The sequence below is a fragment of the Streptomyces sp. NPDC002784 genome, from assembly GCF_053592135.1.
Map to the genome: position 1 here is coordinate 1 of NZ_JBSFVD010000005.1, position 22205 is coordinate 22205.

The 22205-nt window shown below is 71.6% G+C and carries 10 protein-coding genes; 1 reads left to right on the plus strand and 9 read right to left on the minus strand.

What is annotated here, in order from left to right:
* Window positions 1–169: 169 nt before the first annotated feature.
* The 9 genes from ACWD1Z_RS12080 to ACWD1Z_RS12120 form a co-directional block, all read right to left on the minus strand.
* Entirely contained in the window at window positions 170–2503 is a 2334-nt protein-coding gene (locus ACWD1Z_RS12080; RefSeq protein ID WP_451117864.1) for an ATP-binding cassette domain-containing protein, read from the minus strand.
* Window positions 2500–9870, minus strand: coding sequence for an amino acid adenylation domain-containing protein (locus ACWD1Z_RS12085; RefSeq protein WP_451117866.1), 7371 nt, complete (start codon window positions 9868–9870; stop codon window positions 2500–2502). Before ACWD1Z_RS12085 ends, ACWD1Z_RS12080 begins: the two co-directional genes overlap by 4 nt.
* 316 nt (window positions 9871–10186) lie before the next feature.
* Entirely contained in the window at window positions 10187–10966 is a 780-nt protein-coding gene (locus ACWD1Z_RS12090; protein WP_451117868.1) for an IclR family transcriptional regulator, read from the minus strand.
* A gap of 53 nt (window positions 10967–11019) precedes the next feature.
* Window positions 11020–12126, minus strand: coding sequence for an ABC transporter substrate-binding protein (locus ACWD1Z_RS12095; RefSeq protein WP_451117869.1), 1107 nt, complete (start codon window positions 12124–12126; stop codon window positions 11020–11022).
* 93 nt (window positions 12127–12219) lie between these two features.
* Window positions 12220–14688 (minus strand): glycoside hydrolase family 3 protein, encoded by a 2469-nt coding sequence (locus tag ACWD1Z_RS12100; protein WP_451117871.1) that lies wholly within the window; start codon window positions 14686–14688, stop codon window positions 12220–12222.
* Between the two features lie 359 nt (window positions 14689–15047).
* The gene (locus ACWD1Z_RS12105; protein ID WP_451117873.1) at window positions 15048–17621 is read right to left on the minus strand and encodes a family 78 glycoside hydrolase catalytic domain; all 2574 of its coding nucleotides are present in this window, start codon (window positions 17619–17621) and stop codon (window positions 15048–15050) included.
* Between the two features lie 69 nt (window positions 17622–17690).
* Window positions 17691–18599, minus strand: a complete 909-nt coding sequence (locus tag ACWD1Z_RS12110; protein ID WP_451117874.1) for a carbohydrate ABC transporter permease — start codon at window positions 18597–18599, stop codon at window positions 17691–17693.
* Between the two features lie 4 nt (window positions 18600–18603).
* Window positions 18604–19488 carry a carbohydrate ABC transporter permease gene (locus tag ACWD1Z_RS12115; RefSeq protein WP_451117876.1) on the minus strand — a complete coding sequence of 295 codons (885 nt, stop codon included), beginning with the start codon at window positions 19486–19488 and terminating at the stop codon, window positions 18604–18606.
* Between the two features lie 88 nt (window positions 19489–19576).
* Window positions 19577–20890 carry an ABC transporter substrate-binding protein gene (locus ACWD1Z_RS12120; RefSeq protein WP_451117878.1) on the minus strand — a complete coding sequence of 438 codons (1314 nt, stop codon included), beginning with the start codon at window positions 20888–20890 and terminating at the stop codon, window positions 19577–19579.
* 298 nt (window positions 20891–21188) lie between these two features.
* On the opposite strand from ACWD1Z_RS12120, the gene ACWD1Z_RS12125 reads away from it, so the two are divergent.
* A complete protein-coding gene (locus tag ACWD1Z_RS12125; protein ID WP_451117879.1) occupies window positions 21189–22202 on the plus strand; it encodes a LacI family DNA-binding transcriptional regulator in 1014 nt (337 codons plus the stop codon).
* Window positions 22203–22205: the final 3 nt, after the last annotated feature.

Sequence of the window (22205 nt, forward strand, 5' to 3'; positions counted from 1 at the left end):
GCATGATCAAGGAAGCGAACAGCCTCGGAATGACCGTCCGCTTCGAACCCATCACAACGTCCTGACCTCGCAGTCGCTTGCATCTTTCGTGTCAGGTCAACGGCGGTTCCAGGAGGCCCGGCAGGTGTTGCCACCCGAACGAATGACGAACAGCTGAGCAGGTCATCCGTCAGGCGACGGTCGGGGTGCCGGCCTGGAGCTGCCACAGGGTGGTGTAGGTGCCTCCGCGGGTCACCAGCTCCTCGTGCGTGCCCTGTTCGGTCACGAGTCCCCCTGGTCCCATGACGTAGATCTGGTCGGCGCTCTGGACGGTGGACAGCCGGTGCGCGATGACGACCATCGTGCGGTCCGAGCCGAACACCTGCAGGGCCCGCTGGATGATGGCCTCCGTCTCGTTGTCGACGGCGGAGGTGGCCTCGTCGAGGATGATGACCGGGGGGTCGCGCAGGATCGTGCGGGCCAGTGCGATGCGCTGTTTCTGCCCCCCGGACAGCGCCGCGCCCCGCTCCCCGACCCGGGTGTCGTAGCCGTCGGGCAGGCTGTCGACGAAGGTGTCGGCGCCGGCTGTGCGGGCGGCGTGGAGGAGTTGCTCGTCGGTGGTGTCGAAGGCGCCGTAGCGGATGTTCTCGGCGATCGTCGCGTCGAACAGGAAGGGTTCCTGGGTGACGTAGCCGATCGCGCGGCGCAGGTCGGGCAGGGCGAGGGTGCGCACGTCGGCGCCGTCGAGCAGGACCCGGCCCCGGTCAGGATGGTGGAACCGCATGAGGAGCTTGGCGACGGTGGTCTTCCCGGCGCCGCTGGTACCGACGATGCCCGTGGTCCGGCCGGGTGGGATGAGCAGGGACGTGTCGTTCAGGGCCGGGGCGCGGCCGGGGTAGGCGAAGGTCACGTTCCGCAGTTCGATCTCGCCCTTCACCTGCTGGCGGGGCAACGGGCGCCCCTGCGCGACGGGTTCGAGCGGGAGCCGGTGCAGGCGCTCCACACGGTCCAGGGCGGTGACGGTGCGCTGGTACTGGTCGGTGGTGCTGCCCAGCCGGGACAGCTTCAGCATGGCGATCCCCGGCATCTCGATGAGCGGGCCGAAGGCGGCGGTGGACAGGGTCCCGCGCAGTACGGCCGTACCGCCCAGCAGGACCGTGCCCACCAGCGCGGAGCCGCCGGCCAGGCGCAGGATCTGGGGTGGGATGGCGGAGCTGCGTCCGCTGGCGCGGTTGGCCTCGCTGCACTCGCGGTTGAACTCGGTGATCCGGGCGATCTCGTGCTCTTCGGTGACGGCGGACTTGATGGTGGTGTGGGCGTGGAGGTTCTCGGTGATGCGGCCGTTCAGCCGGGCCCGGCGTTCGTCGGAGGCGGTGTGGTGGGCGACGGCGCGTTCGTGGAAGCGGAAGGAGAGCCAGGCGACGACCGGGATGGGGACGAACGCGATCCAGGCGATCTGCGGGGCGAGCAGCAAGAACGCGGGTACGACCAGTGCGAGGCTGGCGACCATCTGCACGACGTCGTTCATGTTGGAGGCGACGAAGGTGCTGATCTGGCTGATGTCCTCGGACAGGACGCTGTTGACCCGGCTGACGCGCTCCTTCTCCAGCTCGGAGGGCGCCACCCGCTGGACGTGCTCGTAGGTGCGGGTGCGCCAGTCGTCCTCGATGGTCTGCGCGAGCTGCCGCCAGGCGACGCTGGCGCCGTAGCCGAAGGCCGCCATGGCGAGACAGGCGGCGCCGGCGGCACCGACGAGGAGCCCCAACTGGCTGGTGACACCGGCCACTCCGTAACCGGCCAGGGTCGAGCTGCCGCCCTTGGCGACCAGCAGCACGATCGACGGGCTGAGGGCGAACAGTGCCATCTCCGCCAGCTGCGAGAGACCGGACAGCACCGCCGCCAGCGCGAACTTTCGTTTGTGGGGGCCGATGATGCGGCGCAGGGGATGGCGGTGCGCCGCGGCTTCGTCGCCGTTGCGGTCGGATCCGCGCCAGGCTCTGCGGACGATCCCCACCGTGGCCGCGGTGGTCAGCCCGAGCATGAGCAGGGGTTTGCTGAGCACCTTCAGCAGGAGCGGGCCGCCGACGACGGCCGCCGCCACGGCGCCGCCGGCCGCGACGATCCGCGGCAGCCAACGTCCCTTGCCTGCTTTGTCCGTTCGGGGCGTCGGGTCCCGGCGAGGCGCCGCGGTCCCGGCCGCGCGGGGTCGTACCACCGTCGTCAGGAGGGCCGTCAGGGTGCGTGACACGGCCTGCCGCAGCAGCCCGGCGGCCTCGCGCGGGCTGACCGTACGGTCGTGCCGCAGCAGCACCCGGCCGGTGACCGGGCTGGCGTGCGCCTCCTCGATGCCCGGTGTCTCCAGGAGCGTCGCCTCGGTCAGCCGCGCCGCGGCGGGTCTGCCCTTGAGGAGGTCGACCTCCCAGCGTTGGCGTCCGGGCACGATCGAGCGGGGCCGCATCTTCGCCCGGGTGGGAGACAGCCGTGTCATCGGCCGCTGGGCCGGGGCACTTTCCAGCAAGGTCATCGCTCGTCCACGAACTTCCAGTAGCGGGAGACCGCGGCCTCGTCGATCTCCGGGATCTCCACGCCCAGTCGCCGCAGTCGGCGCACGGTGCGCTCGTTGGCGAACTCCAGGCCCGGCTGCCGGGCGTCCTGTGCCGTGCCGGCGTACTCCTCCAAGTACGCCTGGTAGGGCGCGATCGGCAGGTCCCGTCCCTGTTCGGTCGCGCGGCGCAGGCGGTGCAGCCAGTCGGTGAGCGGGAGTGGTTCGGTGTGCGTCCCGTGCAGCCGGTCGTAGCCGGCCATGAAGACGCCGGGGCCGGTCCGGCGCGGGTGGTGGAGGTGGTGCACGTGATCGGTCCCGTCGGGGTCGAGGAGCAGTCCTACTACGGCGGCGGCGAGGATGTCGACGGGGAGCAGGCTCTCCTCGAGGCCCGGGTCCACCGGATGGCAGCCCAGCGCCGCACAACTGGTGAGCAGGCGGGAGAACATGTCGTCCGGGCTGATGGCGCCGGACGCGGAGTGGGCCCAGACGCGGCCGAGGCGATGGATGCCGCCGCTCGCTCCCCGTGCGAAGGCACGCTCCACCAATCGGTCGGCGACCCACTTGCTCGCCGCGTATCCCCTGCCGTAGGGGTGCCGTGCGCGGTCGATCGCCGAGTCCTCCGTGACCGGCCGGGGTGCCTCCGGGCCGGACCGGAACACCCCGAGCGTCGACAGATGGTGGAACGCCTTGGGGCGGCCCTCGCCCGCCAGGTGCAGCAGGGTTCGGGTGCCGTCCACGTTGGCCGGCTTCAACCGGGCGTAGGGGGACAGGTGATGGACGCGGGCGCCGCTGTGGACGATGGTGTCGACCGTCTCCCGCAGCCGCGCCCAGTGCGCCGAGCCCACGCCGAGGTCCACGGCGGTGAGGTCTCCGCGCACGATGTGCAGGCGTGGATCGTCCACCGTCGCGGTGATGCCGTACGTCCGCAACGCCTCGGCCAGCCGTTCGCGTGCCTCGGCGTCGGTCCGTGCGCGGACCAGGCAGTGCACCTGGGCCGTTGTCCTGTCCAGGAGTTCGGCCAGGAGGAAGGCGCCGACGAAGCCGGTGGCTCCGGTGAGCAGGATCTCCCGTGGGTCACCGCCGCGCCGGGGGTCGGAGGCGAAGCGCAGGGCGGGGCTGAGTCTCGCCTCCGTGTCCGGGACGTACGAGGGGGTGGGCGCGCCGCCGGTCCGCAGGTGCCGGGCCAGTCCCGCCGGGGTCGGTGCCTCCAGGAGGGCCGACAGACCGAAGGGCACGGCCAGGGCGTCGCCGATCCGGCTGGCCAGACGGGTGGCGAGCAGGGAGTGGCCGCCCAGGGCGAAGAAGTCGTCGTCGACGCCGACCGCGGGCAGGTCCAGCACCTCGGCGAACAGGTCGCACAGGGTCCGTTCCTCGGGGGTGTCGGGGGCCCGGCCGCCGCCGGCGCCCGCGGCGAAGTCCGGTGCGGGCAGGGCGCGGCGGTCGAGCTTCTCGTTCGGGGTCAGGGGCAGAGCGTCCAGGGTGGTGAACGCCGACGGCACCATGTGGGCGGGCACGCGCTCCCGGAGGAAGGCCCGCAGCTCGTCGGGGTCGATCCCGACCCCGCCGACGGGCACCGCGTAGGCGGCCAGGCGGGTGTCTCCCCGGTGGTCGGCGCGGGCGGTCACGACGGCGTGGGCGACGTGGGGGTGGGTGGCGAGGACGGCTTCGACGTCGCCGGGTTCGACGCGGTGGCCGCGGACCTTGACCTGCTCGTCCGCCCGGCCGGCGAAGACGAGGAGGCCGTCACCGCGCCGCCGTACGAGGTCGCCGGTGCGGTACATCCGGCTCCCGGGCGGGCCGTACGGATCGGCCACGAACCGGTGGGCCGTCGCACCCGGGCGGCGCAGATAGCCGCGTGCCAGTCCGGCGCCCGCGACGTACAGCTCGCCGGTCACCCCGAGCGGCACCGGCCGCAACGCGGCGTCCAGGACGTAGGCACGGCCTCCTGGGACCGGCTGCCCGAGGACGGGACTCGTGGCCGCGTCGAGGCGCACCTGGAGCGCGTCCACGGTGCACTCGGTCGGTCCGTACATGTTGTGGGCCACCAGCCCGTCCACCGCCCGCAGTTCGCTCCACAGCCGCTCCGGCAGCTCCTCACCGCCGACCACGGCCAGGCCCGGCCGCCACCGCTCGTCGGTGAACAACCCGCGGTCGTACAGGATGCGCAGGTACGAGGGGGTCGCGTCGACGGTGTCGATGCGGTGCCGGACGGCCCAGGCCGCGAACCGGTCCGCGTCCGCCCAGGTGCCGCTGTCGGGAACGTGCAGTTCATGACCGGCCGTCAGGGCCGCGAGCTGGCCCCACGAGGCGTCGAACGACACGGAGGCGGTCAGCGCGACCCGCAGCGGCCGGCCCCCGAGGCGCTCGGCCGCCGGACCGAAGACCCGTTCCCGGTACTGCGCGGCGATGTTGGCCACGCTCGCGTGGCGGGCGACGACCCCCTTGGGCGCCCCGGTGGACCCCGAGGTGTAGATCACGTAGGCGGGATGGTCGGGCGACAACCTTGTCATCGGGTCGCAGTCGGGCAGCTCTTGGAGCGCCTGCTCGGTCTCCGGGGTGTCCAGCAGAAGGGTGGGCGTCCCCGGTCCGACGGCGGTGGCCGTGTGGGTCAGCAGCAGCACCGGCCTGGCGTCGTCGACCATGGCGGCAAGACGTGGCCGCGGGTACTCCGGGTCGAGCGGCAGGTAGGCGGCCCCCGCCTTGAGCACGGCGAGCAGGGCCACGACGAGGTCGTGCGAACGCGGCAGGGCGACCGCGACCACGTCCTCGGGACCCACCCCTCGCGCGGCCAGCGCGTGGGCGAGCCGGTTCGCCCGGGCGTTCAGCTCTCCGTACGTCGATGTGACGCCGCCCGCCACCACGGCGACCGCGTCGGGCGCGGCACGCACGCGCGCGTGGAAGAGCTCCGGGAGCGTGCCCGTGGCCGCCGCGGGCCGGCCGGTGTCGACCAGCAGGTGACGGCGTTCGTCGGCGGACAGGACGTCGAGGCGGCTGAGCGGCCGGTCGGGGTCGCGTACGACCTCCTCCAGCAGCCGTACCCAGCGCGCGGCCAGGTCCTCGACCGTGCCGTGGTCGAACAGGTCGGTCGCGTAGTCGAGGGTCGCGTGCAGGCCGAGGCACGCGCCCTGCGCGGAGCGCTTCTCGTAGACGCCGATGTCCAGGTCGAACTTGGCGGTCTCGGTCGGGACCGCGATCGGGGAGACCTCCACGCCCGGAAGCCGGAGCGCCGCGCCCTCGTCGGCGTCGAGGGAGAGCGCGACCTGGAACAGCGGATGGCGGGCGGGCGACCGGGGCGGGGCGAGCGCCTCGACGACCTGCTCGAAGGGCGCGTCCTGGTGCGCGTAGGCGGCCAGCGCGCTCCGGCGGACACGCTCCAGCAGCCCGGTGAACGCGGGATCTCCGGACGTGTCGGTGCGCAGCACCAGGGTGTTGACGAAGAAGCCCACCAGGTCGTCCAGGGCCTGGTCGTTGCGCCCGGCGATCACGCTGCCGACGGGCACGTCGGTGCCCGCGCCCAGCTTCGTGAGCAGCGCGGCCAGCCCGGCGTGCAGCACCATGAACAGGCTCGCGCCGGACCGGCGGGCCAGCTCGGTCAGTGCCGTGTGCAGCTCCGGATCGATCGTCAGGCGGACCCGGGCACCACTGTGGGACGCGACGGCCGGGCGGGGCCGGTCGTAGGGGAGGCCGAGTTCTTCGGGCAGGCCCGCCAAGGTCTCGCGCCAGTGGTCGAGTTGGCGGTCGAGCACTGCGTCGGGCTCGCTCAGGAGCCGGCGCTGCCACAGGGCGTAGTCGGTGTACCGGGCGGGCAGCGGCGCCCAGTCGGGGCTGCGGCCCTGGCTGCGGGCGGTGTAGGCGGTGGCCAGGTCACGGGCGAGGGGCGCCAGGGACCAGCCGTCGGCGGCGATGTGGTGAATCGCGATCACGAGGACGTGCTCGGCGGGGCCCAGCGCGAACAGCTCGGCGCGCAGGGGCGGTTCGGTCGCCACGTCGAAGGGGTAGCGGACGGCGTCGAGCAGCCGGGCGTGCAGCGCCTCCTCGTCGTCCACATCCGTCACCGGCAGCGCGGTACGCACGGCGTCGGCGTCGAGGATCCGCTGGAAGGGCTCGCCGTCGATGTCGCCGTAGACCGTGCGCAGGCTTTCGTGGCGGCCCACCACGTCACCGAGGGCCCGCTCCAGTGCGGCCCGGTCGAGGGGGCCGGACAGCCGTTGCACCAGGGGGATGTTGTAGGTGGCGCCGGGTCCTTCGACCTGGTGCAGGTACCACAGGCGCCGCTGCGCGAACGACAGCGGAGTGCGGTCGGATCGTTCCTGGACGGTCAAGGGCGGACGGGCCGAGTCCGCGAGGTCGAGCCTCGACGCCAGCAGGGCGGGCGTGGGTGCGTCGAACAGCGTGCTGAGGGTGAGATCCACGCCGAGGACGGCGCGGACGCGGGAGACCAGGCGGATCGCCAGCAGGGAATGCCCGCCCGCTTCGAAGAAGTGGGTGTCCGGGCCGACCAGGGACCGGCCCAGGGCCTCGGCGAACAGTTCGCACAGCAGTTGTTCGCGCGGGCTGCGGGGCGCACGCGAAGGCGGCACCTCCAGCTGGTCTTCGTCCGGGGCGGGCAGGGCGTCGCGGTCAAGCTTGTCGTTCGGCGTGCGCGGCAGCTCGTCCAGCCGCACGAACACCGAGGGCACCATGTGCTCGGGCAGGCTCTGCCGCAGGCGCTCCCGCAGCAGCCCCGGCCGGGTGGCGTCCTCCTCCCCTACGACGTAGGCGACGAGCCTGACATCACTGTGCTGCCGGCCGGACCGGGCCAGCACGGCGGCCTGCCGCACCCCGGGGCAGGCCGTCAGCGCGGCCTCGACCTCCCCCGGTTCGATGCGGAACCCGCGCACCTTGACCTGCTGATCGGCGCGCCCGATGTACTCCAGCTGCCCGTCGGACCGCCACCGCACCACGTCGCCCGTCCGGTACATCCGGCTGCCCGGGGGTCCGTACGGGTCGGCCACGAAGCGGGCGGCCGTCAGCGCCGGCCGGTGCAGATAGCCGCGCGCCAGGGACAGCCCGGCGATGTACAGCTCCCCCGCGGCACCCACCGGCACCGGGTGCAGGGTGCCGCTGAGCACGTAGAGGCGGCTGCCGGAGGTCGGGTGGCCGATCGGCGGCGCCGCGGCCGAGGGCACCAGTGGCGTGCTCAGGGTCGCCATGACCGTGGCTTCGGTCGGCCCGTAGGCGTTCAGCATGCACCGGCCCGGCGCCCAGCGCGCCACCAACCCCGGCGGACACGCCTCACCGGCCGCCTGCACGGTCGGGACACGCACCTGCGTCTCGGGCAGCGCCGCCAGCACCGAGGGCGGTACGACCGCATGCGTGAGGGAGGTGCCGTCGAGGAGGGCGGAGACGGGGTCGGCCGCGGGGGCGACCACCAGCGCGGCCCCGTTCAGCAGGGCGCCATACGTCTCCAGTACGGAGGCGTCGAAGCTGGGCGAGGCGAATTGCAGCACCCTGCTGCCGGAGGTCATCGCTGCGCCTTCTCCCTGGAATCTCGCCACTGAGGCGATACCGGTGTGCGTCACCACCACGCCCTTGGGTTTCCCGGTGGAACCGGAGGTGTAGATCACGTACGCCGGATGCCGTGGATCCACGGCCCGGCACACATCGGTCTCCGGCTGCCCCTGCGACAGTTCGGCCACGAGCGCCCGGTCCTCGATCACCAGGGCCGGGCGGGCGTCGGCCAGCATGTACTGCTTGCGCGCCGCCGGGTACGCCGGATCGACCGGCATGAAGGCGGCCCCGGCCTTGAGCACGCCGAGGTGCGCCACGACCAGTTCGGCCGACCGGGGCAGCGCGAGGGCGACCACGTCCTCGGGCCCGATGCCCCTGGCGACGAGTGCGTGCGCGAACCTGTTGGCGCGCGCGTTCAGCTCCGCGTACGTCAGAGACGTCCCGTCGGCCAGCAGGGCCGCCGCGTCCGGGGCGCGGCGCACCTGGTCCTCGAACAGGGTCGGGAACGGCACGGCCGGACTGCCCGCCGCGGTGGCATCGCCCAGGTCGAGGAGGTGCTGCCGTTCGTCCTGCGTCAGGACGTCGAGCGAGCCGATCGGCTGGTCGGGGTCCAGGTCGGACATGTCCGCGAGGAGGCGCAGCAGACGCTGCTGGGTGTCGAGCAGGTCCGCCTGGGCGTGCGCGCCGGGTGCGGCGTGCAGCCGCATGTGCGGCCCGGATCCGTCCCGACGGTCCCACACCATGATCAGCAGGTCGGCGCCCAGCGGGAACGAGAGGTTGTGCGCGACACAACGGTGCCCGGCGAAGGTGACGTTGTAGTCGAAGCCGATGAGGTTGACGACCGGTGAGAACACGCTGCCGGGGCCGCGGGACAGGTGGATGTCGCGGTGCAGGTCCTCGGTGCGGTAGCGCTGGTGCTTCACCGCTGCCCGCATCTGCCGGTCGACTTGGGCCAGCAGTTCCCGCAACGGCATGTCGGGCCGGACCGTCAGACGTACGGGGACGCTGTTGGCCAGCATGCCCGGTGTCTCGCGGGCGGCCTCACCCACCCGGCCCGCGACGGTCAGCCCGAGCACGATGTCCCGGGCGCCGGTCAGCCGGTGCGTGTGGAGGGCGACAGCGGCGAACACGAAACGGAAGCGGGAGACGCCCGCACGGGTGGCCGCCTCCTTGAGGGCCTCGGGGCGCAGGAGGGGCAGCAACTCCGTGCGCGGAACGGGCCCTTGGGCATCGGTGCCGGCCGCGGGCGGTGCGTGCGGGCGCGTCCATCCGGACAACTCCCCTGTCCAGTACTCCCGGTCCGCGGCGTGCTCCCGGGACGCGTGGTAGTCCCGGTCGGCCCGAACCAGTGCGGACAGCGGGCCGAAGGGGCACGGGCCGGGCTCGTGGCCCTGGACCAGGGCGGTGTACACCTCGGCGACCCGGCGGGCCACCAAGGCGTAGCCATAGGCGTCCACGGCGGCGTGGTGGTAGGTGTGGTACCACCAGAACCGGTCCGGTCCGAGCCGGAACAGCGCGTAGCTGAACAGGGGGCCGGCGGCCAGGTCCATGGGCCGGGCCATGTCCTCGGAGATCCAGGCTCGGGCGGCCGTCTCCGGCGCGGGCTCGTCGCTCACGTCGACGAAGGCGAGCGGCCAGGGCAGTTCGCGCTCCAGGATCTGGACGGGTCCGTCCGCACCGGGCACCAGGCGCACCCGTAACGCGTCGGTCTCCGCGACGACTTGGCGCAGGGCCGTCTCGAACAGATCCGGGTCGACGGGCCCGCGGATGTCCAGGTACTCACCCAGGCGCAGGGCCGAGCCCAGGTGCGGGGAATGCTGCTCGGCGAGCCACACCTCGCGCTGCCCCGCCGTCACCGGAAGGATCTCGGCAGATGTGTCGGGTCTGTGTTCCGGAGTTTGCGAATGGGCACCGACGTACTGAACGGGAAGCTGAGGACGGGACAACGAGCTACCTCCTGTGGTGCCGGCGCCCCCTGATCACGGCCGGCCTTCGCCAGAACACCCATCGTGTCAGCTACCAGCACATTCTCCGCGTCCGGAGCAACAGAGCCACCCGAAGGAATGACGCCCCCGGTGTGTCGCGCGGCCCTGGGCGTGGAGAGAGGGGGCCGTGACCGGTGCGGCGAGGTGCCTTGCTGCTTGCTGCTGCGTACGCCGCAGGTCGGCATCCTCAGTCAGTGAGAGACCGGCTTCGGGGAGACGCCGCGCTGCCGGACAGCGCGCGGGAGATGCCTCGGGCGGCGGTGCGTACGACGGGGACGACCGTCTGCGCCCGAGCGTCCTGGGGCACGATGACCGACAGCGCCGCCACCACCGTGCCGTCCGCACCCCGCACGGGGGCGGCGACGCCGAGGGCGTCGGCGTGGACGAACCCGGGGCAGGAGGCGTAGCCCTGGCGGCGGATCTCGGCCAGCGTCGCCCGCAGTCCCGCGGAGGTGGCGGGGGTGGCCGGGGTGTAGGCGGTCAGCGGGCCGTCGCAGATCCGCTGCTGGAGGTCGGCCGGGCCGTGGGCCAGGAGGACCAGCCCGCTGGACGAGGCGTGCAGGGGCAGACGACCGGCGATCCGGGTGTAGTTGACCACCGCGTGGGGGGCCGTGAGACGTTCGAGGAACAGCACCTCGTCCCCTTCGAGCACACCGAGCTGCACATGGTGGCCCACGACGTCGTGCACGCCCTCCATGAACGGCATGGCGTGATCGCGCAGCGACAGCGTCGGTGAGGCGCGGGTCACCAGTTCCCAGAGCCGGACACCGATCCGTACCTTGCGATCGGCGTCCCGGCTCAGGAAGCCATGGGCGACGAGCTCGGCCACCAGCCGGGACGCCGTGGCCACGTGCAGTCCCGTCCGGCGTGCGATCTCGGAGACCGTCAGGGCCGGTTCGTCCTGGCTGAACGCCTCGAGGATGCGCGCCGCTCGGGAGAGCACCGACTCCTGGCGTGGTGTGTGCATGGTCTGCCGCTCCGATGATCCCCTGGCCGCGGGGAATGGCCGTCCGCGCGTCCCTACCGGTAGGCGGAGTCCATCGCGGCCAGGGCCCGGTCGATGTCTGTGGTGCCCTCGAAGAGGGCGCGCACCTGGGCGAAGTGGGCCTGCTGCACCTCTGAGTTGGGCCACCGCTGGTCCATGAAAGGTACCGTCGTCCCCTCCTTCTGGCGCCGTGCCACCTCCGCCACGGCCGGGTCGACGGAGGAGGAGTCGTTGGGGAGCGCCGGCAGTGTGGCGCCGGACTTGTTGTACAGGTTCTGCCCCCGTTCGGAGCCCAGGAAGTCGATGAAGGCCAGGGCTGCCCGGCGGTGCGGGGTGTCCGCGTCGAGTCCGTAGGCGGCGGAGACCGCGCCGGGCATGCGGGTCGCCTCGGGGTCGTCGGTGGCGGGCAGCGCCGTCATCCGGAAGTGCGTGCCCGGTGCGGCGGCACGCAGATCGGGGAGGGTACCGGCCACCTGGACCACGCCCACCGCTCGTCCGTCGGCCACTTGCTCGACGGCTTCCTCGTAGGTGGTGTGGAGGGGGTCGGAGCTGAAGCAGCCGTGCTCCCGCATCTCCAGGTACTTCGCCATGGCCTGGCGCCAGCCGGAGCGGGCGAACGTCCTTCGGCCGTACTCCATCTGCGCGTCGAAGTCGGGATCGTCGGCGTACACCGTGGTGGCGACGAGGGCGTAGTCGACGAGCTGGGTCACCCAGGGGGTCGCGTTGCCCAGCGCGAACAGGACCTTGCCGTGGCGGCGGGCGGTGTCGCACAGCTCCAGCAGGCCGCTGTAGGTACGGGGGAAGTCCTCCCGTTCCAGGGCGACGACCGATGCGGGATTGCCGTTGCCCGGCCAGACGGTGAAGACGTCCGGCGCGTCGCCCGTGCGCAGCCGTCGCGGGAGCTCCTTCTGCAGGGTGTTCGTATCGGCGTAGCGGACGGTGACCCGTATGCCGGGATGTGCTCGGTGGAAGGCCTCGACGACGGCCTGCATGGACGTCTTGTCGGTGGTGTTGGCCATGACGGACAGCTCGGTGTCCGCGGTGTCGCCGCCGATCCCGCCGACGGCGGAGCAGCCCGTCAGCAGCGCCATGGCCGTGGCGAGCCGCGCGGCGAGAGGGATGCGTCTCGGTCTGGAGGGCACGAGAGGGCTCCGTGCGGTAGAGGGACGTGGAGGTGGGGCGCGCCATGCCGTGCCGGGGAGTCGGCAGGCGTGGCGCGCCGTCAGGGGCGGCTGTCAGCCGATGGGAACGGCTCGCTGTGCGGTCAGGTCCCGTGAACTGCGTGCCGTGGCGAAGGTGTAGGTGCCGGGCACGAGCTTCCAGGTACCGGCGTTCCACACCGTCAGGTCCTGGGCGGGGATCGTGAGCGTGAGCCGCTTGCCGGCCGCGGGGCCGAGGGTGACCTTGCGGAAGGCGACGAGCCGGCGCGGCTCGGCGGCCGCGGCGCCCGGCAGGGTCGCGTAGATCTGCACGACGTCCGTGCCCCGGCGTGAGCCGGTGTTGGTGACGGTGACCTGAAGCGTCACGCTCCTGGTGGTGGTGTCGTACGTGGCTTGGAGGGAGCCGTGGGCGAAGGAGGCGTACGACAGGCCGTGGCCGAAGGGGAAACGGGGCTGCTGGCCCTTGCTGTCGTAGTAGCGGTAGCCGACGAGGATGCCCTCGTCGTGGGAGACGGTTCCGTTGGTGCCGGGGTACGTCGCCGGTGTGGTGCCGGGGCCCTGGGTGGCATCGACGGGGAAGGTGACGGGCAGGCGGCCCGAGGGGTCGCTGTCGCCGAAGAGGACCGCCGCCAGCGCCGTGCCCATGGCCCGGCCCCCGTACCAGGCTTGGAGCACGGCCTCGACGTCGCCGAGCCAGGGCATGGCCACGGGGCCGTCGGTGTTCAGGACGACGATGGTGCGCGGGTTCACCGCGGCCACGGCGCTGATGAGGTGGTCCTGGTCGCCGGGCAGGCCGAGCCCGTGGTGGTCCATGTCCTCGCCGGCGACCCGGTTGACGAAGACGACGGCGGCGTCGGCGGCGCGGGCCGCCTCGACGGCCGCGGGGATCAGGGAGCCCGGCTGCCAGCCCAGGGTGAGGCCGCAGGTGCCGGGGTCGGTGGTGGCGTTGGTGTAGGTCAGCTCGACGGTGACGGCCTTGCCCGCGGTCAGCCGGGCGGTTCCCTGGAGGGGGTAGTCGTAGGGGCCGAGGAAGAAGCGGCGGCTGTGCCGGGTGCCGGTGACGACCGTGGCGCCGTTGATCTTGAGGGTGGCGGTTCCGGCGGGCAGCAGGGAGAAGCGGTGCAGACCCGTGGTGGTGGGGACGAGCGTGCCGGTCCACTTCGCCGACCAGATGGCGGGCAGCCCGTCCACCGGGTTGGAGGTGAAGTCGACGGTGGCGTCGGTGCGGGAGGTGAGGGGCGTGCCGGAGGCTTCGGCGCCCGCCCAGTAGGTGCCGGTCAGGCCGGGCGCTCCGGTGCCGGTGCGCAGCACGGAGGACGGCACGGTGGTCAAGGGCAGGTCTCCCTTGGTGCCTTGGGCGTGCGTGACCTTGACCCCGCTGCCGGCCCGGGTGCGGAGGGCGTCCAGGGGCGTCGTCCAGGTGCCCGGGTCGACGTGGCTGGAGCCGGCCACCCCGGTGAAGGCGTCCGTCCCCGCGGGTCCGATGACGGCCAGGGACTTCAGGGTGGCCGGCAGGGGCAGCGCGGCGGAGCGGTTGGCCAGCAGGACGAGGGAGGCGACGGCGGTCTCGTGGGCGAGGGCCTGGTGTGCCTGGGTGCTGACGTCGGCCGAGGCGGGGGGCACCGGGTGGTCGAAGAGGCCGTTCGCGTACATCGAGACCAGGATGCGGCGGGCCGCGTCGTCCAGCCGGGTGCCCGGGATCGCGCCGCCGGTGAGGGACCCGGCGGGAATCCTGACGCCGGCGGGGCCGAGCCCGGCGAGGTCCATGCCCGCCCGGGCGGCGGCGACTTGGTCGTCACCCGCCCAGAAGTCCGGCACGGTGTAGCCCTGGAGGCCGATCTGTTTCTTCAAGTCGTCGAAGAGGGCGGCGTTCTGCGTCGCGAAGGTGCCGTTGATCTTCGGGTAGGCCATCATGACGGACGTGGTCGGGGCGGCGGTGACCACGCGGCGGAACGGCGCTTCGTAGATCTCGTGCAGGGCGCGGCCGGAGACCGCGGTGTCGGTGAAGAAGCGGTTGGTCTCCTGCGTGTAGGCGGCGAAGTGCTTGACCGTGGCGACGACGTTGCGGCTCTGCATGCCGACGGTGAGGGCAGCGCCCAGTTCACCGGCGAGCAGGGGGTCCTCGCCCATGCCCTCGGCCAGCCGGCCGGTGTGCCAGGTCCTTACGAGGTCGATGGTGGGACCGAGGAGGTTGTTGTACCCCTTGGCCCGGCCCTCGGCTCCGATGGCGCTGCCGACCCGGCCCATCAAGGAGGCATCGAACGTGGCCGCCTGGGCGATCGGCACCGGGAAGGCGGTGACGCCCTGCTCGCCGCGCAGGCCGGCGGAGGCGTCCACCATCGTCAGGGCCGGTATGCCCAGATGGGACAGGGCCGCGAAGTCGCACCTGACGAGCGCCTCCTTCTCGGCGGCCGTCATCCGGGCGAGCATCGCGGCGGCGCGGTCCCGGGAGGTCGCGGCGGCTGCCGCTCCGGTCAGCACGGGAGCCATGCTCGCGCTCAGGGCGGTGAGGGTGGCGGCGGACAGAAACGTTCTTCTTTTCACAGCGGCTCTCCGGGGAAATGGGGGCGGTGCGCAACGGACGCATGGGAAAGGGGCCGGCCGCTGGGTCAGGTGGCGGCCGGCCCCAGCTCAGAGAGGAGCGCAGTTCCCATGCATTCCCACGCATTCCCGCGGGGAGGGGAATCGCTTTCCGTTGCGCCTTCCACTTATTGAGCGGCAAAACTAAGGGCCACACCCAGAGCGGTCAACCCTTGTGGCAACCGCGCGAGAAAAATGCTTCTGACCAGGCAATCCGCCCGTCTCATTGAAATGGGGAGATGAAATTTCAAATGAAAACGGACGGACTTCAGCCGCGCCATCAACCGTATCGATGATGGCCATCCACGAGAGAAATCAATACGTCAGGCGGACTTCTTCTCCAGCTCCCAGGAGTCGAATTCATGTTCTCCCGGACCCACCTCCTGGGGAGGGCATGCGGCGAGTCGTACGACGCCGGTGCAGCCGTCCGGTACGACGACATGGGCTCGTATCCGGCCGCCGGACGTCGTCTCCCACGACATCCGAGCCGTCCCGTAGGGCGTCTCGTGGCGGGTGCGGGCCCAGGTGATGCCGCCGCCGGGGCGGGGGTGGAAGACGATACGGCGGTAGCCCGGCGCGGACTCGGCGATGCCTCCGACCACGCGGTGCAGCCAGTCGGCGACAGCGCCGAGGGCGTAGTGGTTGAAGGAGGTCATGCCGCCCGGGTTCAGGGTGCCGTCCGGGCGGAGGCTGTCCCAGCGCTCCCAGATGGTGGTGGCTCCTTGGGTGATCGGATACAGCCAGGAGGGACACTCGGTCTGGGTCAGCAGGCGGTAGGCCACCTCCAGGTGTCCGGTGTCGGTGAGCGCGTCGCAGATCAGCGGGGTGCCGACGAATCCGGTCGCGATGCGGGCCCCGTCGGCGAGGACCAGCTCGGCGAGCCGGTCACCGGCCGCCTCGCGCTGCTCCTCGGCGAGCAGTCCGAAGGCGATGCCCAGCGCGTAGGCCGTCGGACTGTCGCTGGCCATCCGGCCGCCGGGCAGCACGTACCGCCCGCGGAAGGCGGCCGTGACCTCGTCGGCCAGTGCCGCGTACTTCTCGGCGTCGCGTTCAGCGCCCAACTCGGCAGCGGACAGGGCGAGATGACGGGCCGAGTGCGCGAAGTAGGCCGTGGCCACCAGGTAGCGGTCGGTGCAGCCGGCCGCCGGGTCGTCGGGTGGAGCGGCGGGGTCGAGCCAGTCGCCCAGCTGGAAGCCGGTGTCCCACAGGCGGCTGGGGCCGGCCAGCCGTGCGACGAGGTCCACCCAGCCCTGGGCCATCGGGTAGGTGCGGCGCAGGATCCGCAGGTCACCGAAGCGCCGGTACAGGGTCCAGGGCGTCAGGGTGGCGACATCGCCCCAGGCGGCGCCGGGCTGGATCGGCGTCCACATCGGCTCGCCGGGGATGACCGGGACGTACCAGGGGACGGTGCCGTCGGGCAGCTGCTCCAGGGCGACATCGGTGAGCCAGGATTCGAGCATGCCGGCGCAGTCGTAGAGGAACCCGGCGGTGGGGGCGAACACCTGGAGGTCGCCGGTCCAGCCGAGGCGTTCGTCGCGCTGCGGGCAGTCGGTGGGGATGTCGACGAAGTTGCCGCCCATGCTCCAGACGACGTTCTCGTGGAGCCGGTTGATCAGCGGGTCGCTGCACTCGAACCAGCCGGTGCGGCGCATGTCGGTGTGGTACACCCGGGCGGTCACCGCGTCCTCGGTCAACTCCCCCGGCCAGCCGGTGATTTCGGCGTAGCGGAAGCCGTGCAGCGTGAAGCGCGGCTCCCAGGTGTACGGACCGCGTCCGGAGAGGATCAGGGTGTCGGTGGCGTACGCCTCGCGCAGGGGGCGGGTGGCCAGCTCGCCGTCCTGCAGCACTTCGGCGTGCCGGAGCAGCAGGGTCGTACCGGCCGGGCCGTCGACCGTGACGCGGAGGCGGCCCACCAGGTTCTGGCCGAAGTCGAGCAGATGACGGCCGTCGGCGGTGCGGGTGATGCCGGTGGGGGCGATCTCCTGGGTGCAGCGCACGGGAGGCCCTTGCGGGGCGACGAGGGTGCGCGGGTCACGGCTTCCGGGCCGTACCGGGCTCCACTCCGCGTGGTCGGCCGCGGCAGGGGTCGCCCAACCTGGGTCGTCCAGGCGTGCGTCGAAGACCTCGCCCTCGTACAGGCCGCTGCGCATGATGGGCCCCGGGGCCGCGGTCCAGGTCCCGTCGGTGGCGATGACCGCGGTGGTGCCGTCGTCGTAGGTCACTTCGAGCTGGGCGATGAGGGCCTGGTCGGTGCCGTAGATGTTGCGGGTGCCGCCGTCGAAGCCGTACTTGCCGCGGTACCAGCCGTCGCCGAGCCAGGCGCCGATGGTGTTGGCGCCCGCGGCCAGGTGCTCGGTGACGTCATGGGTGCGGTAGCGCAGCCGGTGCGGGTAGACCGTCCAGCCGGGGGCGAGGATCTCCTCGCCGACCCGGCGGCCGTTGATCTCCACCTCGTACAGGCCGTGCGCGCTGACGTACAACCGGGCCCGGGCCACCGGGCGTTCCAGGTGGAAGTCCTTGCGCACCCGGGCGGGGCGGCGTTCGGCGTCCGGGTCCTCGGCCCATCCGGCGCCGACGGGAACCGCCCGCCAGTCCGCCGGGTCGAGCAGCCCGGCCTCGACCACGCTGGGCTCGCTCCACGCGGAGGGCTGTGCGGCTTTGGCCGTCCAGACCCGGACCTGTACGGTCACGCGCTCCCGGGAGGCCAGCGGTGCGCCGGGCCAGGGCACCAGGACCTGGTCGGGGCCGTCGACCCGGCCGCTGCCGTGGGCACGGCCGGCGCGGAGGAGCCTGACGTCGTACGCCTGCTGGCTGCCGGAGCCGGGGGGCAGGGTCCAGGTCAGCCGTGGGGTGGCGGTACCGATGCCGAGGCCGTCCGGGAGGTGTTCGAAGGACACCGGCGAGGGCTGAGGGGACAGCAAGAGGAACCTTTCGTCACGTGCGCGGGAGCTGAAGGGGGCCGGGCGTCAGCCCTTGAGCGCTCCGGAGGTGAGGCCCTTCATGACCTTCTGGTTGAGGAAGAGGTAGATCAGGAGGGTGCCGAAGACGTTGATGCAGATCGCGGCGAACAGCGGGCCGTACTGGGTGGCGCCGAAGTCGCCGGTGAAGTTGAGCAGGCCGACCTGGACGGTGCGCAGATCCTGGTTGTTGGTGAAGGTGAGGGCGATCAGCAGGTCGTTCCAGATGAAGAAGAACTCGACCAGCCCGACCGTCAGCAGGGCGTTGCGGACCATGGGGACGCTGATGGTCCAGAAGGAGCGCAGGATTCCCGCGCCGTCGAGGGTGGCGGCCTCGAACATCTCCCGCGGGACGGCCCGGTAGTACGTGGCCATCATGAAGACGGTGAGCGGCAGACCGGTGCCGGTGTAGGTGAGGATCAGCGGCCACAGGGTGCCGGACAGGCCGGTCTGGAAGTACACGGTGAACAGGGGCAGCAAAATCATCTGCGGCGGCACCATCATGCCCGCGAGGAAGATCACCAGAGTCAGGCTGCGGCCCTTCCACACCATGATCTGGAGGGCGAAGCCGGCGGCCGTGCCCAGCAGCAGGATCAGCGCGAGCGCCGGGCCGACGGCGAGCAGGCTGTTGCGGACGTACAGGCCGATGTTGCCGGTGGTCCAGGCCTCGGAGTAGTTGGCCCACTCCCAGGTGGTCGGCAGGCTCCAGGTGGAGTTGTTCAGGTAGTCGCTGTTGGACTTCAGCGAGGTGAGGAACATCCACACGAGCGGGTAGATCTCGACGACCAGCAGCAGTGCGACGACGCCCTTCACCCACGCCTTGCTCACCCGCGGGCGCCTGCGGGGGCGTCCGGTGGTGGCGGACGGTCCGCGGCCGGCCCGGCGGGCGGAGGTCTTCAGCGGTGTTTCGACGGCCATGGGTTCAGCCCTCCGTGAGGTCGCGCCGCGAGACGCGGTAGACGACCAGGCTCACCAGCAGGCACACCACGGTCAGCAGCAGGGCGATCGTGCTGCCGTAGCCGTAGTCGCTGTAGGTGAACGACGTCTGGAACATGTACAGGGTCAGCGGGGTGGTGCCGGTGCCCGGCCCGCCGTTGGTCAGCGCCACGACGGAGTCGAAGACCTTGAGCGTGCCGTTGATGCTGAAGATCAGCGACGACATCAGCACGGGCAGGGACAGGGGCAGCACGATGTGCCGGATCAGCCGCAGCCCCGACGCTCCGTCGAGGCGGGCCGATTCCAGGATCTCGTCGGGGATGTCGACCAGGCCGGCGAAGAGGAGCACGGCGTAGAAGCCCATCGAGCGCCAGATGTCCATGACGATCAGCACCCAGAAGGCGTGTCCCGCGCTGCCGAAGAAGTCGATCGAGTCGACACCGACCGCGTTGAGCAGCGAGTTGACCGGTCCGGTCTGCGGGGCGACCTGGAAGAACTTCTGGAAGAGCAGGCCGACCGCGACCGTGGGCAGCACCACCGGGAAGAACACCAGGGTGCGGATGAGCGCCGAGGCCCGCTTGAGGAAGAAGACGTACAGCAGCGCCAGCAGGTAGCCGGCGACGACCTGGCCGACGGTGACGACGGCGGCGTACTTGAGGGTGAACCACAGGGCGTCGTGGACGGCCGGGTCCGAGAAGAGGCGGGAGAAGTTGGCGACGCCGTTGCCGGTGAAGCCGTCGATGGAGTTGCCCTTGGTGAAGGAGTAGCCCAGCGACCACACCATGGGGACCAGCATGATCAGTGAGTAGACGACGAGTGCGGGACCGAGCAGGATCGCGATGGCCCTGCGGTCACCGAGTACGCGGTGCATGGGTGGTATCCACTTCGATGGCGGTGCGGGGGATGTGCCGGGTCGGGAAACGGGGCGGCGCGGCCGGGTGCGCGCCGCCCCGGCCGGATCACTGGGCGGCGAGAGCGTCCTGGACGGTCTGCATGAACTGCTCCGCGCTCATGCCGCCGCCGATGAGGCCGGCGGCGTTGGTCTGGCTGACCGTGGTGGCCTTGGTGCTGAACAGGGCCTCGAACCACAGCACGTTCTGCTGGGAGGCGCTGATCGTGTCGCGGACCTGGGTGGTGACCTCGTTGGCGTCCTTCACCGGGGTGTTCACCTTGAAGCCGGAGATGGCGCCGTGGTCCTTCAGCGCGGTGCTGCCGTAGTTCTCGGTGATGCAGGTGACCCAGTCGCCGGTCTTCTTGTCGAAGGACTTGGCGCCCAGGGCGATGCCGAGGCCGACGTTGGAGGGATACTGGTCGACCGAGCCCTTGCCTCCGGCGACGGCGGGGAAGGGCATGAAGCCGACGTTCTCGGCACCGACCTCGTTCTGCTGGTCGTCGGCGATGTTCGCCAGCGCCCAGCTGCCCATGTAGAACATGGCGGCCTCGCCGGTCAGGAACTGGTTCATCGCGGTGTCGTAGTCGATGGAGCCGACGCCCTTGCCGAAGTACCCCTTCTTGCCCAGCTCGGCGATCTCCTCGGCGGCCTCGACGTACTCGGGGTCGGTCAGCTTCGCGGTGCCGTCGGCCACCTTCTGCAGGGCGTCCGGGCCGAGGCTGCGGTAGAGGTAGCCGCTGATCAGCCGGGTCAGGGGCCAGCCCTGCTGACCGGAGGCGGAGAACGGCTGGACGCCCTCGGCCTCCAGCTTCGCGGCGGCGGCGGTCAGTTCCTCCCAGGTGCCGGGCACCTTCAGGCCGTGCTGGTCGAAGAGCTCCTTGTTGTAGAAGATCCCCTCGATGTTGTACTCGTACGGCAGCACCTGGAGCTTTCCGCCGTACAGCGCCTTGATCGTGGAGACGGCGGCCGGCTCCAGCTGGTCGAGGACGCCCAGCTTCTTCAGCTCGGCCTCCAGGTCCGCCACGTGCCCCGACTTGGCGAGCTTCTGGGTGAGCGCGGGGGCGTTGCCCGCGGCGAACTGGACCGGCAGGGCGTTCTGCCCGGCCAGCAGTTGCAGCCGCTGGTCCAGGCTGCTCTGCGGAACGGTCTCCACCTTCAGGGGCAGCGCGTCGTTCGCCGCCTTGCACGCTCCCTCGGACATGGTCGTCAGGGCCGACTTGACCGTGGTGTTCTCGGTGACGCTGAGGTAGCTGAAGTTGCTCGGCGCGGACGCGGTACCACCCTCGCCGCCGCAGGCGGTGGCCAGCAGCGCCATCGACGCGGCGCCGGCCGTGAGCAGGCTCAGCCGCGTACGCCGAGCGGAGGACATGCGAATCGACACGGGTGACTCCCAGTGGGTTGGAGAGGGAAGCGAGACGTCAGGCGAGGAACGGAGGAACGGCGCCGGGGGCAACTGAGAGCCGCGCCGTGCGAGAGTTCGTAAAACGTTCTCCGAAGCGAGTGGGCAACACCCTGCACTCGCCGTCCGACTTCGTCAAGACACGGAGCTGTAACACCGGATTCGTCGGCAGGAGACTTGACGTCACACCTATGACATCCTGTAAACCGTTACACCAACGACTACGAGATCCGGAGTGCTGACGATGGACGGGGCTGCGGGACCCAGGCAGAACAAGCGGGTGACCATCACCGATGTCGCCCGGCACGCGGGAGTCTCCACCGCGGCGGTGTCCAAGGTGCTCAACAACGCCTACGGCGTGAGCCCCGCGATGCACGAGAAGGTGCAGGCGTCCATCTCCGCACTCGGGTACCGCCCGCACGCCGCCGCACGCGGCATGCGCGGCCGGACGTACACGATCGGGGTGCTGCTGGACAACGTCCGCAACGCCTTCTTCGCCGACATCCTGGACGGCATCCGCGACGAACTCAGCAGCACCGACTACACGGTGCTGATCGGGGCGGCCGGGTTCGACCCGCAGGACCAGGCCCGCACCATCCGGTCCATGGTGGACCGCCAGATGGACGGGCTGATCCTCATCGCGCCCGGCACCCCCCGGCCGGAGGTCCTCGCCACCGCCGCGTCCACGCCCACGGTCGTGATCGGCCATCACGACGCCGACGCCGGTCACGATTCCGTCGTCGATGCCGACGACGTGGGCGCCGGCCTGGTGGTGGACCACCTGGTCGCCCTCGGCCACCGGGACATCGCCCTGGTCTCGGCCCCGGGCGCCAAGGCCGGCCAGTGGAAGCGCACCCCGGAGATCGTGCTCGCCGCCGGATACCTGGAGGCGATGGAGCGGCACGGCCTCGCGGACCACGCCCAGGTGCACCACGCCGCCTACTCCGACGACGGCGGTTTCAAGGCCGGCCTCACCCTGCTCACCGCGGAACGCGCCCCCACGGCCATCATGACCGGCGCCGACGTCGCGGCCCTGGGCATCTACCGCGCGGCCCACGAACTCGGCCTGCGCATCCCCGGCGACCTCTCCCTCGTCGGCTACAACAACACCGCCCTCGCCGCCCTGGCGCCGGTGCAGTTGACCAGCGTCGACCAGGCAGGGCACACGATGGGCTCGGCAGCCGCGCGGATGCTCATCGAACGGGTCGAGGGCAAACGCGACCGGGCCATCCGCACCACCATGACGCCACGCCTCGTCGTGCGGGCCAGCACGGCCGAGGCACAAGGCCGGTAGACC

Coding starts and splice junctions, on each gene's coding strand:
- ACWD1Z_RS12090 (WP_451117868.1), bottom strand. CDS start 10,966: ATGCACACACCACGCCAGGAGTCGGTGCTCTCCCGAGCGGCGCGCATC.
- ACWD1Z_RS12115 (WP_451117876.1), bottom strand. CDS start 19,488: ATGCACCGCGTACTCGGTGACCGCAGGGCCATCGCGATCCTGCTCGGT.
- ACWD1Z_RS12110 (WP_451117874.1), bottom strand. CDS start 18,599: ATGGCCGTCGAAACACCGCTGAAGACCTCCGCCCGCCGGGCCGGCCGC.
- ACWD1Z_RS12080 (WP_451117864.1), bottom strand. CDS start 2,503: ATGACCTTGCTGGAAAGTGCCCCGGCCCAGCGGCCGATGACACGGCTG.